The 13,585-nt window shown below is 68.9% G+C and carries 12 protein-coding genes; 5 read left to right on the top strand and 7 right to left on the bottom strand.

The genetic code is table 11. From position 1 onward, the window contains the following. The first annotated feature begins 273 nt into the window (after positions 1-273). A complete protein-coding gene (gene eccD, locus AVL48_RS28250) occupies positions 274-1,638 on the top strand; it encodes a type VII secretion integral membrane protein EccD (RefSeq protein ID WP_082857780.1) in 1,365 nt (454 codons plus the stop codon). Between the two features lie 23 nt (positions 1,639-1,661). Further along, complete coding sequence (gene mycP / locus AVL48_RS28245) at positions 1,662-3,317, top strand: type VII secretion-associated serine protease mycosin (RefSeq protein ID WP_061979940.1); 1,656 nt, start codon at positions 1,662-1,664, stop codon at positions 3,315-3,317. A gap of 99 nt (positions 3,318-3,416) precedes the next feature. Here the strand turns inward: mycP and AVL48_RS28240 are convergent, their stop codons facing one another. The 3 genes from AVL48_RS28240 to eccB are packed head-to-tail and all read right to left on the bottom strand — an operon-like array spanning position 3,417 to position 6,600. Further along, positions 3,417-4,586, bottom strand: a complete 1,170-nt coding sequence (locus AVL48_RS28240; protein ID WP_061979941.1) for a WXG100 family type VII secretion target — start codon at positions 4,584-4,586, stop codon at positions 3,417-3,419. A gap of 5 nt (positions 4,587-4,591) precedes the next feature. Then, complete coding sequence (locus AVL48_RS28235) at positions 4,592-4,918, bottom strand: hypothetical protein (protein WP_244162503.1); 327 nt, start codon at positions 4,916-4,918, stop codon at positions 4,592-4,594. A gap of 56 nt (positions 4,919-4,974) precedes the next feature. Next, positions 4,975-6,600, bottom strand: a complete 1,626-nt coding sequence (gene eccB, locus AVL48_RS28230; protein WP_074038208.1) for a type VII secretion protein EccB — start codon at positions 6,598-6,600, stop codon at positions 4,975-4,977. Positions 6,601-7,137: 537 nt separating this feature from the next. On the opposite strand from eccB, the gene eccE reads away from it, so the two are divergent. The 3 genes from eccE to AVL48_RS28210 all read left to right on the top strand — a co-directional run bounded on the left by eccE (position 7,138) and on the right by AVL48_RS28210 (position 10,254). Then, entirely contained in the window at positions 7,138-8,319 is a 1,182-nt protein-coding gene (eccE, locus tag AVL48_RS28220; RefSeq protein WP_061979945.1) for a type VII secretion protein EccE, read from the top strand. Next, positions 8,316-9,038: a hypothetical protein gene (locus AVL48_RS28215; RefSeq protein WP_037314709.1), complete on the top strand. Its 723-nt coding sequence runs from the start codon at positions 8,316-8,318 to the stop codon at positions 9,036-9,038. Before eccE ends, AVL48_RS28215 begins: the two co-directional genes overlap by 4 nt. 256 nt (positions 9,039-9,294) lie before the next feature. Continuing rightward, positions 9,295-10,254 carry an endonuclease domain-containing protein gene (locus AVL48_RS28210; RefSeq protein ID WP_061979946.1) on the top strand — a complete coding sequence of 320 codons (960 nt, stop codon included), beginning with the start codon at positions 9,295-9,297 and terminating at the stop codon, positions 10,252-10,254. Here the strand turns inward: AVL48_RS28210 and truA are convergent. The 4 genes from truA to rpsD form a co-directional block, all read right to left on the bottom strand. After that, on the bottom strand, positions 10,224-11,057 hold the full coding sequence (gene truA, locus AVL48_RS28205; protein WP_177242263.1) for a tRNA pseudouridine(38-40) synthase TruA: 834 nt from the start codon (positions 11,055-11,057) through the stop codon (positions 10,224-10,226). The two genes, AVL48_RS28210 and truA, sit on opposite strands and share 31 nt — an antisense overlap. 73 nt (positions 11,058-11,130) lie before the next feature. After that, complete coding sequence (gene rplQ, locus AVL48_RS28200) at positions 11,131-11,694, bottom strand: 50S ribosomal protein L17 (protein ID WP_061979948.1); 564 nt, start codon at positions 11,692-11,694, stop codon at positions 11,131-11,133. Between the two features lie 77 nt (positions 11,695-11,771). Further along, complete coding sequence (locus tag AVL48_RS28195; protein WP_005166811.1) at positions 11,772-12,845, bottom strand: DNA-directed RNA polymerase subunit alpha; 1,074 nt, start codon at positions 12,843-12,845, stop codon at positions 11,772-11,774. A 127-nt stretch (positions 12,846-12,972) separates the two neighbouring features. Further along, the gene (gene rpsD, locus AVL48_RS28190) at positions 12,973-13,578 is read right to left on the bottom strand and encodes a 30S ribosomal protein S4 (protein WP_061979949.1); all 606 of its coding nucleotides are present in this window, start codon (positions 13,576-13,578) and stop codon (positions 12,973-12,975) included. Between the last annotated feature and the right edge of the window lie 7 nt (positions 13,579-13,585).

Below are 13,585 nucleotides of genomic sequence, written 5' to 3'. Positions count from 1 at the left end.
CGGCCGGCCCACGTCGACTTTCGCCGCCTAACCGCGATCCGGCGGCACGGGAGCCCCGAAGTACTTAGGCCCGCTAAGCGTCACGGTTAGCCCGCGAAAGTCGACGTGCCCGGCGCGCGGTGAGAGGACCGCGTGGGTCGTTTCCCTTACTTTTGCCGGTCTTTTTCCGACAGTCGATGATGGGCGCACCCGGGTTCGGTATAAGTTCCCCCGGGAGCAGACTCTCAGGGCAGGGGGAAGGCAGTGGCAACGGGCACGACGGTATTCAGCAGGGTGACGGTGGTCGCACCACGCACCCGGATCGACGTGGCTTTGCCGGCTGACGTCGCGGTGGCGGACCTGCTGCCCATGCTGTTGGAGATGGCGAAGGAGGCGACGCCGGACGGCGGCGCCCGCCACGGCGGCTGGGCGCTGGCGAAGCTCGGCGACGCGCCGCTCGACCCGAGCCGGACCCTCGCGTCCCTCGGCGTCGTCGACGGCGAACTGCTGCAGCTGCGCAAGCGCAACGAGAACCCGCCTCCGCCGCTGTACGACGACGTCGTCGACGCGATCGCGGAGTCCTCCCCGGACAGCTTCCGGCCGTGGACCAAGGAAACGGCGCGCCGCTTCGGACACATCGCGGGCGGCCTGGCTCTGTTCTTCGCGGCCCTCGCGCTCTTCACCAGCGGCTCCTTGTACGGCGGCAATGCCCTCGCCGCCGCCATCGCCGGTGGCGTCGGCGCGATCGCGTGCGTCGCGATCGGCGCGACACTGGCCAAGGCCTACAAGGCCGAGGCGACCGGCGTCTTGATCGCCGCGACGGGCGGCCTGCCGCTGGCCTTCGTCAGTGGCTTCTACATCGTGCCGGGACTCTCCCTGTGGGCGAACCTTCTGCTCGCGAGCACCCTCGTGATCATCGTGGCGGCGGTCTGCATCCTCGTCATCGGCCACGGAATCACCACCTTCATCGCCGCCGCGACAACAGCCACGATCTCGGCGTTGACGTTCCTGGCCGCGACGCTCATCGACACCCCGATCCCCGGTATCGCCGCCGGCGCGACCGCCTTCGCGCTGGCCTGCATCTCGATCCTGCCGCGCGCGACGATCAAGCTCGCCGCCCTCCCGACGCCCCACGTTCCCGGGAGCGCCGAAGAACTCAAGGAAGACTCGGGCTTCCCGGACTACCGCGCCATCGAGCGCCGCACCGCGGTCGCCCACCAGTACATGACCGGCCTGCTGACCGGCTGCGGCGCCGCCACCGCGCTGTTCGCGATCATCGCCTCGACGTCGCCGTCGATCTTCGGCCCGATCCTCGGCGTGGTCGCCACGCTGGTCCTGCTCCTGCGTGCGCGGGCGTACGCGAACGGCGCGCAGGCCATCGCGCTGCTGACCACCGGCATGGTGTCCGGCGCGGGCATCCTGCTCGGCTGGATGTGGTCGGCGAGCCCGCTGAACCGCGTCCTGTTCGTGTTCGGCGCGCTGCTGCTGATCGGCGCGGGCGCGCTCGTGGTCGGCGTGATCTTCCCGAACCAGCGCTTCTCGCCGCCGCTGCGGCGAACCGTGGAGATCTTCGAGGCCGTCTTCATCGCGACGGTGCTCCCGCTGGCCCTCGGCGTCATGGATCTCTACACGACGCTGCGCCACCTCAACTTCAAGTGACGACCCGATCGGATGATGCTCTGATGGCCGCAGCGCGGAAGTCCAGGGGGACGCGCGTCCGCCACCTCGGCCTCGCCGGACGTACCGGAACGGTGCTGCTGGCGGCCGGTATCGGTGTGCTCTCGCCGGCGTCGGTGGCGCTTCCCGCGTGGGCACAGCAAAGCAGCGTCCCGTCGGACGCCGGTGGCTATTACGCGACTCCGCCCCCGGTGGACAAGTCCAAGAAGCCGACGGACGATGGCAGGCCGGACAAGAACTACGAAAAGAAGACGGAGTGCGTACAGCGCAGCAAGCTCGGCGGTGACCAGGTCGACATCAAGAACCGCCCGTGGGGCCAGGAGTACCTGCAGATCGAAAAGGTGCACCAGCTGATGCGCGGTGCCACCAAGTCGATCGGCGGAGGTGTCAAGGTCGCCGTGATCGACACCGGGGTGAGCGCGCACCCGTACTTCGGCGGTCGTGTCGAATCGGGAGGTGACTATGTCGCGCCTCCCGGCGGCGGCAAGGCACCGGGACTCGAGGACTGCGACGGCCACGGCACCGAGGTGGCGGGGATCATCGCCGCGAACCCACCGGACGCGAGTATCGGGTTCCGCGGGGTCGCGCCGGACGCCACGATCCTGTCGATCCGGCAGTCGAGCCAGAACTACGAAGAGACGGAGAAGAAGCCGGAACCGCCGGCCGCGCCGCCCTCCAGTTCCGCACCGCCCGCCTCTTCGAGCAATCCGGGATCGCAGCTTCCGCCGTCCTCGCAGGGCAACGGCGCTGTCGGCGGAGCGGCGGACGGAACGGCGCCGGGCCAGAACAAGGGCGGGCGGCAGCAGGAACAAGGCAAAACCGCCGGGACGCTGAAGACGCTCGCGCAGGCCGTGGTCCGCGCCGTCGACAAGGGCGCCCAAGTGATCAACATGTCGGTCGACAACTGTCGTCCGGCCACCGGCGGCATCACCGATGGCGAGAAGCAGCTGCAGGCTGCGGTGAACTACGCCGTCGAGCGCGACGTGGTCGTCGTCGCGGCGGCGGGCAACGTCGGCGACAAATGCCCGCAGAACGACCAGCCGGACCCCAAGTCCCCCAAGATGATCGTCACGCCGCCGTGGTTCTCCGACGATGTCCTGTCCGTCGCGGCGATCGACGAAACCGGCGGTGTCGCGCAATTCAGCGTCAACGGCCCCTGGGTCAGTGTCGCCGCTCCCGGAACCAAGATCATTTCGCTGGATCCGGCGGAAGGGTCGAGCAGCCTGGCGAACCTGACCATCGAGGGCGGCGGAGACCCTGGTCCCATCCAGGGGACCAGCTTCGCCGCACCGTACGTCGCGGGGGTGGCCGCTCTCGTGCGCGCGAAGTTCCAGGGCCTGAGCGCGCGTGAGGTGATGAACCGGATCAAGGCGACGGCGCAGCACCCCGCGGCGCCGGGCGGACGGGACAACTTCGTCGGCTTCGGGGTCATCGACCCGATCGCGGCGCTGACGGCGATCGTGCCGTCGGAGGCGGACAAGGCCAAGCCGGTTCAGCTGCCCGCCAACCTGCCGCCGGCGAACGACCGGGACTCGGCCCCGATGATCGTCGCGCTCGCCGGCACCGGCGGGGGTCTGGTGGCACTGCTCATCACGCTGTTCGTGGTGCACTCGGTCCGCCGCAACCGGCCGACCGCCTCACCTGGCCGTAAAACCCCGTAGCACTTGCGTTTCGCGGGCTGATCGCGATCTGTGCGGCGCTGAGGCGAGCCCCGCCCGGATCACGGTTAGCCCGCGAAAGTCGCTCCGCCCGTGGGGCACCTACTTGGCGGGCTTGGGCTTCGGGCCGGGTTTCGCGGGGGTGTCGTCCTCGCCGATCACGGGCGGGACGACCTGACCGGGCTCGCCGACCACGTCGGACGGCTTCGAGGCCGGCCGTGTCTTCGACTGGTGAGCCGTCCGGCCTCCCCCGCCCATGCCCATCCCCATCGGCGCCATCCCCATCGGCATCATCGCGGTCCCCGCCCCGGCAGCGGCCTGGCCAGGAGCCGGGGATGCCTGCACGGGCGCGACCTCCGGGATCGGTGCTTGCCCCTGCTCGATCAGAGGATCCTGCGACCCGGTCTTCCGGCCCTCGCCAGGGTCGGCCGCGGACGGCGACGTCGACTGCTCCTCGGAATCAGGCGCACCGGCTGCCGCCCCGTCGCTGGCGTTCTTCTCCGGCACCGGCGCACCCGCCGGGGCCTCGTCATGGAGCTTGAACTCCTCTTGCGGGAACCGGTGTGCGATCTCGATGCTCCGCGACGCGGCATCAGGATCGTCGACGCCGTCGCAAAACCTCACAAAGCCCTCGAGTACGTCGCGTGCGGCTTCGGAAAGCGCCTTGGCCGACTCCTGCGCCTCCTCGAGCTGAGTTCGCGCCCGCCGGACGCCGCCGACCGGCAGCATCGCGGTCTCGGAAGTCAGTTCGGCCGTATCGACCAGGACCTCGACGAGGTCGGTCAGGATGCGGCGGATCGACAGCACCAGTTCGTCCAGCGAACCAGCCAACGTGGTGAGGGCGTCTTCGACATCAGTGCCCGCGACGTGGATGTCCCGGATGTACGCGACGAACGCGTCGGCGTCCTTACCCGACCATCCGGCGTCGAGGCGGCCGAGATCCTCCGACAGTTCTTTTGAGACGGTGCCCGCGGTCTTCGCTGCCTTCCGGAGCCGGTCGGCCTCGTCCTTCAAGTCCTCCCAGCGTGCCGCCAGCGGGGTCAGGTAGGCCTCGACCGGATCGATCAGCCCCAGATGGCCGGACAGCTCCGCGAGAAAAGCGAGATGCGGTGCGGCGGCCTCGACCAGGCCATCCTCTCCCGACCCCGTCTCTCCCGACCCCGTCGCGTTTAGCGGGCTAAACGCGCTCTGGGGCGCCACCGGAGCGGCAGGGCGCGCGGCCGCCATCGGGTGCGGGATGGAATCGGTCGGGTTCTCCGACTCGGCGATCATGCGGCTCAGAGCTCCACGGCGTGCTTGATGATCTGGGCGGCTTCGTCGTCGTGTCCGGCGTGCCGCGCGGTCACCGTGTGCAGGGCCTCCGACGCCGACCGCAGCGCGGCCGCGCCTTCCACCAGCTGACGTCGGATGGCCTCGGCCGCCCGCCCGTAAGACGCGCCGAGTCCCAGCTCCTCCCCCAGCGTGCCGTGGGATTCGACCGTGACGCCGTCCCCGGTCACTTCGGCGGCCGCCAGCTCGAGTTCTCCGGCGGCCGCGTCCACCCGCTTCGCGTAGTCATCGACGACGGTGCCGTCGATCTTCAGGCCGGCCACTGCACCCTCCACTCACCCGATTGTGCTTGGGCGTTGAGACGCGCGCGCCTGCCCAGGGGTTCCCGGGATCAGTTCCCCGCCGGAGTCTGCTGCGACTGAGTCGCGACCGAACCCGCCCTGTCGTCGATCGGCACCGTGTCGAACGTACGAAGCACGTCCTGCGTGTTCAGCGACGCGCCGACCGGCAGGATCCTGACGATGGCTTCCGGTGCGGGCACGCGCTTGTTGAGCCCGATCGAGTCCGCCGTGACCGCGTCCGGGACGCCGTACCGGATCCCGCGATCGGAGATCAGCTGGATCGGCCCCTTGTCGAAGGTCTCCCTGCCGGTCGCCGACTGGACGACCGCCGCGAAACCCGGCTCCATGTAGAAGCTGTTGATCGGCGCGCCGACCGGACCCGGGGTACCGATCTTGACCCCGGGAGCGGAACCGTCGGCGTTCCTGCCCTTCGGCAGCTTGTCGTCGACGAACACCGCGGTGTGCCCGTCCCGGTTCGCGCCCTCGCCGACGATCGACCAGCTCAGGCAGGAGACGCGGGAGCCCTGAGTCGCGTTGAGCACGGTCGGAACGGTCTGGGGGTACGCGTCGAGGTCGACGAAGCCCTGCTGTCCCGCGGTCACCCGCGCGACGTTGCGGATCTTGCCCAGCGCCACGGACATCACCGAAGTGCTGCCGTCGTTCTTCCCGGTCTGGACGATGTCCGCGACGGCCGGGGAGATGGCCTGGATCCCCTCCCGCGTGATGAGGTAGAAGTCCAGTTTCCCGCCGGCCTGCTCGGTGGAGAAGACGTCTCCGATCTTGAGGCCGTCGATGTCGAAGTTGGGGGTCCCGCCCTTGCCCTCGACGTCCGGCAGTTTCAGCTCCGGCACCTCGGGAATCGCGTCCAGCAGGCCCTGGGAGATACCGCGAGGCTGATCGGGCAGCTTCAACGCGGACAGCACAGCGCTGGCGTCGGGCTTGATCTCGGCCTTGACGGCGTTCGCGTTCGGGAGGTTGGGGTTCGCCGCCAGCCGGTAGATCAGATAGGTCCGGCCGTTGGCACCCTTGGCCAGCAGTGCCTCGTTCTGGCCGAGCTCACGGTTCCCCAGCTGTTTCACACCCGCGTAGACGGTCGTCTCCGTCTTCGTGAGATCCGGCCGCGGCACCGTCGGGTCGTACATGACCTCGTCGCAGACGCCCCACTCCGGGGCGACCCGCTGGCCTTCGGTCGGCATCAGCTGCGGGCCGTTGGGAATACCCATGAGCTGGCCGCGGGGAATGTTCTTCAGCTGTTCGTCCGAAACGACTGTGGGGTTCTTCACCTCGGAGGCCTGGACAGGTCCGGAAGGCTTGTTTCCCGCCTGCTGCGCCCCCTGTTTCGACTGAGCGATGATCAGCAGCCTGGCGGAGGCGAGGTTGAAGGTGGGAATCAGTTTCTTGGGGTTTCCCGCGACGACGTAAACCGTTCCGGACTGTTCGCCGATGACGATGTTTCCCGCGTCCGGCACGGAAGGCTTCGGGCTCAGGAGTCCCCAGATCACGAAGACCAGGACGCCCAGCGCGGCAAGCACGACACCCACGATGGTGGCGCGCGTGTGCGTGCGCATCGGGTCGTGGAGCATGACGGCGTCGCGACGGACCAGCGCGGATTGCATCCGGCGCAGAACGAACTGATAAGCCTGAACTTGAGACTTAGTAGTCGGTGTTGATGGCATTCTCGACCTACAGTCCTCCCCGTCGCGGTACGGTTCCGCAGGATAGCCGTACGGGGACCGTCTGGTGTGGGGTTTCTACCAACTCCAGCTAGGGTCGAGTTCCTCGGGACCGGCTTTCCGGGTACGCAGCACGCACGAGGGGAAGAGAAAGCGCGGATGTCCGTCACCACTCCTCCACGTCCGCCTGGCCCTCCGGGGTCTCAACCTCCAGGCCGCCCGCCGGGGCCGCCGCCAAGGCCCGGCAGGCCGGGCGGTCCGGGTGGCCCCGCCGGCGGCCCTGGAGGCCCCGGTGTTCCTCGCGGACCCGGAGGCCCAGGAGGTCCTGGCGGACCGCAGGGTCCCGGCGGCCCCGGTCCAGGAGGGCCTGGTGGGCCCGGCGGTCCTGGTGGCCCGGGCGGACCTGGTGGGCCCGGTGGCCCGGGCGGTCCTCCGTCCGGCGGCCCCGGCCCGCAGTCCGGTCCTCCGCCCACCCCGGCGGTGCGGATAGCCGCGCCCGCACGGCGCCGGACCGGCGGGATCAACCTCGGCCCGCTGCCCGTGGCGAACCTGGTCGTGCTCGAACTCGGGCTCGCGATCGGTCTCGTGCTCCTCGCGATCGACATGAAGCTGAAGTACGTCGCGATCGGCGTCCTCGCGGTCGCGATCATCATCGCGTTCCTGCGCTGGGGCGGCCGCTGGTTCACCCAGTGGGCTGGCCTCACCCTGCGGTACATGTTCCGCTCGCATGATCGCGTGGCGACTCCGCTTCCGCCGAGCAGCATCGAGGCGCTCGCCGCCGAAGAGGACGCCGTCACCGGCCCCGACGACGCCCGGGTGAACCTGCTTCGCCTCGCTGTTCCCGATCTCGTCGTCGCGCACGGCGTAGACCACGAACGCCAGCAGGTCGGCATCGCGTGGAACGACGGGACGTGGACCGCCGTCCTGCTCGTCGAACCCGCGCCCGCGCTGATCACCCAGGCCGGTGGCGCGCCGAGCCTGCCGCTGTCCGCGCTCGCGCCGTGTCTCGAAGACCGCGGCGTGGTCCTCGACTCGATCCAGATGATCTGGCACTGCTATCCGGGTAGCGCGGCGCTTCCGTCGGACTCGCCCGCGCTCAGTTCCTATATGGAGGTGCTCGGCCCGCTTCCCGCGGCCGCGCGGCGGACGACGTGGGTCGCCATCCGGCTCGACCCGCGCCGGTGCCCGGCCGCCATCCGCGAACGCGGCGGCGGCGTCGTCGGTGCCCACCGCGCGCTGATCGGCGCGTTGTCGCGGGTACGCAACGCCCTGGAGTCCCAGGGCGTGCCGACCCGGCCGCTCGATCCGGACGAGCTGCTGCGGTCCAGCATTTCGGCCGCCGAGCTGACCGCGGTCGCCGGTTCGCCCGCGAAAGTCGGTCTGCAGGAGCGCTGGACCGGCGTCACCGCGGCGGGCATCGGACACGCGAGCTACGCGATCACCAGCTGGCCCAAGGGCAAGATCAGCGGCAGCTTGAACGCGCTGACCAGTGTCCGCGCGTTGTCGGCGACGGTGGCGATGTCGATCTCGCCGTCGGCTGACGAAGGCAAGATCGGCTTGCGGGGCATCGTGCGCCTGAGCGCCCGGAACCCGCGTGAACTTGATGCGGCGGACCAGCGGTTGCAGGGCATCTCGGACCGGCTGGGCGTGACGCTGACGCCGTTGCGCGGCCTGCAGATCTCCGGGTTCTCCGCGACGTTGCCGATCGGAGGCACGGCATGAGCACCCGAATGCGTGACGCTGGCCAGAACGCCGGGGTCGCCCCGGAATTCACCGTCGACCCGGCCATGCTCGACGCGATCAGCCCGTCCGGCGACCGAGGCGGAATCGTCCTCGGCTCCGGCCTCAAGGGCGAGCCGCTGACGATCTCCGCGCTGCGCTCGACACCGACCCGGATCGTGCTGGTCGGCGGCCTGTACCTGGCTCGCCAGGTGGCGCTGCGGGCGATGGCCGTCGGGGCGTGGGTCGTCGTGGCGACCGGACGTCCGGCCGCGTGGCAGGTTCTCCCCCAAGCGGCGGGGAATCAGCCCAACGGCAGGCCGTCGCCGCTGGTGCAGATCCGGCGGCTGTCGCCGGTGGACCTCCCACGTCCGTCGGAGGACGCGCCGCTGCTCGTGGTGACCGACGGCGGTCCGACGCCACAGGACCTGTTCCCGCCGCGCTCGCCGTGGCAGACGACGGTCTACGTGCTGCCGTACCTGCACCCGCAGGCCGGGGCGACCGCGAACGCGGCCGACCTGGTGCTGATGCAGCGGCTCCCGCCCGGACAGGCCGAGCTGGCCGCGCGCATCTGGCGGCTCCCGCCGCAGATGATGAAGCAGCTCACGACGTTGAAGGACGACCAGGTCGTCGCGCTGGGACGCAACCTGTGGCGGCCCCTTCGCCTGGTCACGACGGCCAAGGAACAGCAGATCCTGGGCCCCGTGCGCCGCGGCGACTAACCCGCCCGCGTCGACTTTAGCGGCCTAAAGGTGCTCCGCAGGGGCACTGTCCATATCGGACAGTGCCCCCGTTTTGCGTCCCGCCCCAGAGCGCGATTAGGGGGCGAAAGTCGACCTGGGCCGGGAAGCGGGTCGCGCGCTGGTCGGTCAAGAGGCAATCGCGACGGCTGTGGATAAGCCGGGGGTTGTGGATAAGTCGGCACTGTGGGAGCGGTGATGACCATGGGTTGTCGGTCTTGTCGATCACCGTGTCGGCGTGACCAAACCATTCGATGCATCCCATCTCCCTGACGTCTTCCGCGGCTCTGAGGCGCGTAAAGCGGGTCTCATCACGGCGAGCCGGCTACGCGGTCCCAGCGTGCGGAGACTGTTCCAGGACGTCTACACGCGCGCTGACGTAGAAGTCACGCACGAGCTGCGCTGCCGCGGCGCCGCGTTGCTGGCACCTCCGGAAGCCGTGCTGACCGGCCGATCGGCCGCGACCGTCCACGGCACCGAGCTGGCCAGGCCCAACGACCCGGTCGAGATGATCGTGCCGGAGAAACACCGCTTCGGTCCGATAGTGGGTATCAAGGTCCGGCGGACCGAGGTCAAACCCGAAGAATCGAAGCCGTGGAACGGGATTCGTATCGCGAGGAAAAGCCGGATCGCGTTGGACCTGCTCCTCCGGCTTTCTCCCCGGAAAGCCGGCTGGGTGCGACGACTCCGCACCGGCGTCCCGGATCTGGACCAGTTCATGAGAGCCGAGAAGCTGACCGATCTGCATCTCAACCGGGAGTTCTATGGCCGCCGCAATCGAGGGATCCGGTTGGCCAGACATGCTTTGCGACTGTCCGATCCGCGCGCGGAGTCACCCCGGGAATCGGAGCTGCGAATCGTACTGGCCGCCGGCGGCATCAAGACGACACCTCAGGTCGAGGTCTTCTCCCGAACGGGTCATTTCATCGCTCGCCTGGACCTGGCGGATGACGAGGCCAAAGTCGCCATCGAATACGACGGCCGATGGCACAACACGCCGGAACAACGGGCTCACGATCGCAAACGCCGAAGACGGGCGGAGGCCGAAGGCTGGCGGTTCGTCATCGTCACCGCGGACGATCTGGCGACCGATTTCGAAGGCGTCGTCGAGGCCGTCCTGCGAGCCCGCCGGGGCGCGGTCAGCCCGCTAACTGTGCCGCGGCCGGGTCAGGAGGGAGTGCGCATGGCGCGCGTTTGATCGGCGCGGGCGGCGAGTTCGGTGTCCGGCGGGTAGTCGACGGCCACCAGCGTGAGGCCGTGAGCGGGAGCGACAGCGCTGTCACGCGTGCGGCTTTCCAGGACATCGCCGGGCCAATCGAGCGGACGGCGGCCATCGCCGACCAGAAGTAGTGCCCCGACCAGGCTCCGCACCATCGAGTGGCAGAACGCGTCGGCGGAGACGTCGACCTCGACCGCGTGCGGCCCGGTACGCCGCCAGACGAGCCTTTGCAGCTCTCGGATTGTCGTCCCGCCTTCGCGCTGTTTGCAGAAGGCAGCGAAGTCCTGGAGCCCCATGAGGGACGCTGACGCCTCGTTCATCGCGTCGATCGAGAGCGGTCGTCCCCAGGCCAGGGTGTCGTGGCGCCTCAAGGGATCCACGCCCCACGGTGCGTCGGAGACGCGGTAGCGATAGTGCCTCCGCACGGCGGAAAACCGCGCATCGAAACCCGCGGGCGCCACGCGAGCGCCCAGTACCCGGACGTCCCCCGGGAGATACCGATTCCAGCGGTGACACATCCGCCCCAGGTCAGGAATGCCTTGCTCGTCCAGTTCCAGGCGACCGGATCGCGTTTTGCCCGCTAAAGGCGACACGTCGACGTGGACCACCTGGCCGGCCGCGTGTACACCGGCGTCGGTGCGGCCGGCGACGACGACGGACTTCGGAACCGAGGCTCCTGGAGGCTGCTTCGCGAGCGCCTCTTCGAGGACGCCCTGGACCGTGCGCCGCCCAGGTTGCCGCGCCCAGCCGGAGAAATCGGTGCCGTCGTAGGAAACATCCAGACGCAGACGAACGAGCCCGCCCTCCGCAGTGGGAGTGGCGGGCTCGTCCGGGGTGTTCGGTGCCGTCAGGACGTCAGTCCTTCTTGCTGTCCGCGTCCGCGGCGGGGGCCTCAGCAGCCTCGTCGGCGGCAGGAGCCTCGGTGGCCTCCGGAGCCTCAGTGGCGGCCGTGTCGGCAGCCTCAGTGGCCTCGGTGGTCTCCTCGGCGGCCGGGGCGGCAGCCTTCGGCTCGTCCTTGGCGAACTTCGTCTTGCGCGCGGCCTCGGCCTCGGCGGTGACGGTCTTCTCGGCCACCAGCTCGATGACCGCCATGGGGGCGTTGTCGCCCTTGCGCGCCATCGTCTTGGTGATCCGGGTGTAGCCACCCGGACGCTCCGCGAAGAACGGACCGATCTCGGCGATCAGCTTGTGCACGACGTCCTTGTCGCGCACCACACGCTGGATCTGACGACGGTTGTGCAGGTCGCCCCGCTTCGCCTTCGTGATCAGCTTCTCGGCCAGCGGGCGCACCCGCCGGGCCTTCGCCTCGGTCGTCGTGATCTTGCCGTGCTCGAACAGCTGGGTGGCCAGATTGGCCAGAATCAGCCGCTCGTGCGCGGGCGACCCGCCGAGACGGGGTCCCTTTGTGGGGGTGGGCATCGGTTCTCCTCGTTCAGCTCACAGCTGGAGGCCGTCGCTCCCCCACCCCTACTGGTGTGAGGGAGCCGTAGCTGGCCTTACAGCTGCTCCGTCTCTGCGTAGTCCTGGCCATCGTCGTGGCCATTGTCCGAAATTCCGTCCGTGATGCTGTCGACGCCCTCAGACCAGCCTTCACCGTCGTAGCTGGCCGCGGCCGCGGTCGGGTCGAACCCGGGCGGGCTGTCCTTCAGCGCGAGGCCGAGACCGACGAGCTTGAGCTTGACCTCGTCGATCGACTTCGCACCGAAGTTGCGGATGTCCAGCAGGTCGGCCTCGCTGCGCGAGACCAGTTCGCCGACGGTGTGGATGCCCTCGCGCTTGAGGCAGTTGTACGACCGGACGGTGAGGTCCAGGTCCTCGATCGGCATCGCGTAGGCGGCGATGGTGTCCGCCTCCTGCGGCGACGGGCCGATCTCGATGCCCTCGGCGTCGACGTTCAGCTCGCGCGCGAGACCGAACAGCTCCACCAGCGTCTTACCGGCCGACGCGACGGCGTCCCGCGGCGTGATCGACGGCTTCGTCTCCACGTCCAGGATCAGCTTGTCGAAGTCGGTGCGCTGCTCGACACGAGTCGCCTCGACCTTGTAGGTCACCTTCAGCACCGGGGAGTAGATGGAGTCGACCGGGATCCGGCCGATCTCCGCGCCCGCCTGCTTGTTCTGCAGGGCCGGAACGTAACCGCGGCCGCGCTCGACGACGAGCTCGATCTCGAGCTTGCCCTTGCCGTTCAGCGACGCGATGTGCAGATCCGGGTTGTGCACGGTGACACCGGCCGGGGGCACGATGTCGGCAGCCGTGACCTCACCGGGACCCTGCTTGCGCAGGTACATGGTGACCGGCTCGTCCTCTTCCGAGGAGACCACGAGCTCCTTGAGGTTCAGGATGATGTCGGTGACGTCTTCCTTCACCCCGGGAACGGTGGTGAACTCGTGCAGCACGCCGTCGATGCGGATGCTCGTCACGGCCGCGCCCGGAATGGACGACAGCAGCGTGCGCCGCAGCGAGTTGCCGAGCGTGTAGCCGAAGCCGGGCTCCAGCGGTTCGATGGTGAACCGGGAGCGGGTCTCGTTGACCGTCTCTTCGCCGAGAGCCGGCCGCTGGGAAATCAGCATCTTTCCTAATTCCTTTCCAAACGGCGCCCGCCATATGACACCGAAAGGGATGGCGAAACGGCGGCGCGCTCCGGGCGCCGCCGCCCGTGCCCACACCGGGCCGGGGAAACCCCGGCCCGGTGATGGATCACTTCGAGTAGAGCTCGACGATCAGCTGTTCCTGGACCGGAACATCGATCTGAGCGCGCTCCGGGAGCTGGTGGACCAGCACACGGAGGTTGGACGGAACAACCTGGAGCCACGCGGGAACGGGACGCTCGCCGAACGACTCCTTGGCAGCGACGAAGGGCAGCATCGAGAACGACTTCGGCCGTACGTCGATGATGTCCCACTTGCTGACCTGATACGAGGGAACGTTGACCTTGACGCCGTTGACCACGAAGTGACCGTGGCTCACCAGCTGACGCGCCTGACGGCGGGTGCGGGCGATGCCGGCGCGGTAGATCACGTTGTCGAGACGGGACTCGAGGATCTGCAGCAGGTTCTCACCGGTCTTACCGGGACGCCGAACGGCTTCCTTGTAGTACCGGACGAACTGACGCTCGAGAACGCCGTACGTGTAACGAGCCTTCTGCTTCTCCTGCGACTGCAGGAGGTACTCGGACTCCTTGATCCGACCGCGGCCGTGCTGGCCGGGCGGATAGGGGCGACGCTCGAAAGCCTGGTCGCCGCCGATGAGGTCAACCTTGAGGCGACGCGAAATACGCGTCGCGGGGCCGGTGTAACGAGCCATTTCTTCT

This window comes from Amycolatopsis regifaucium (genome assembly GCF_001613935.1).
Classification (GTDB): domain Bacteria; phylum Actinomycetota; class Actinomycetes; order Mycobacteriales; family Pseudonocardiaceae; genus Amycolatopsis; species Amycolatopsis regifaucium.
The sequence above is the reverse complement of the archived record's forward strand: the minus strand, read 5'-3'. Positions and strand labels throughout refer to the sequence as shown.

Coding starts and splice junctions, on each gene's coding strand:
- eccB (WP_074038208.1), bottom strand. CDS start 6,600: ATGCCATCAACACCGACTACTAAGTCTCAAGTTCAGGCTTATCAGTTC.
- mycP (WP_061979940.1), top strand. CDS start 1,662: ATGGCCGCAGCGCGGAAGTCCAGGGGGACGCGCGTCCGCCACCTCGGC.
- AVL48_RS28215 (WP_037314709.1), top strand. CDS start 8,316: ATGAGCACCCGAATGCGTGACGCTGGCCAGAACGCCGGGGTCGCCCCG.
- rpsD (WP_061979949.1), bottom strand. CDS start 13,578: ATGGCTCGTTACACCGGCCCCGCGACGCGTATTTCGCGTCGCCTCAAG.
- AVL48_RS28195 (WP_005166811.1), bottom strand. CDS start 12,845: ATGCTGATTTCCCAGCGGCCGGCTCTCGGCGAAGAGACGGTCAACGAG.
- AVL48_RS28240 (WP_061979941.1), bottom strand. CDS start 4,586: ATGATCGCCGAGTCGGAGAACCCGACCGATTCCATCCCGCACCCGATG.
- rplQ (WP_061979948.1), bottom strand. CDS start 11,694: ATGCCCACCCCCACAAAGGGACCCCGTCTCGGCGGGTCGCCCGCGCAC.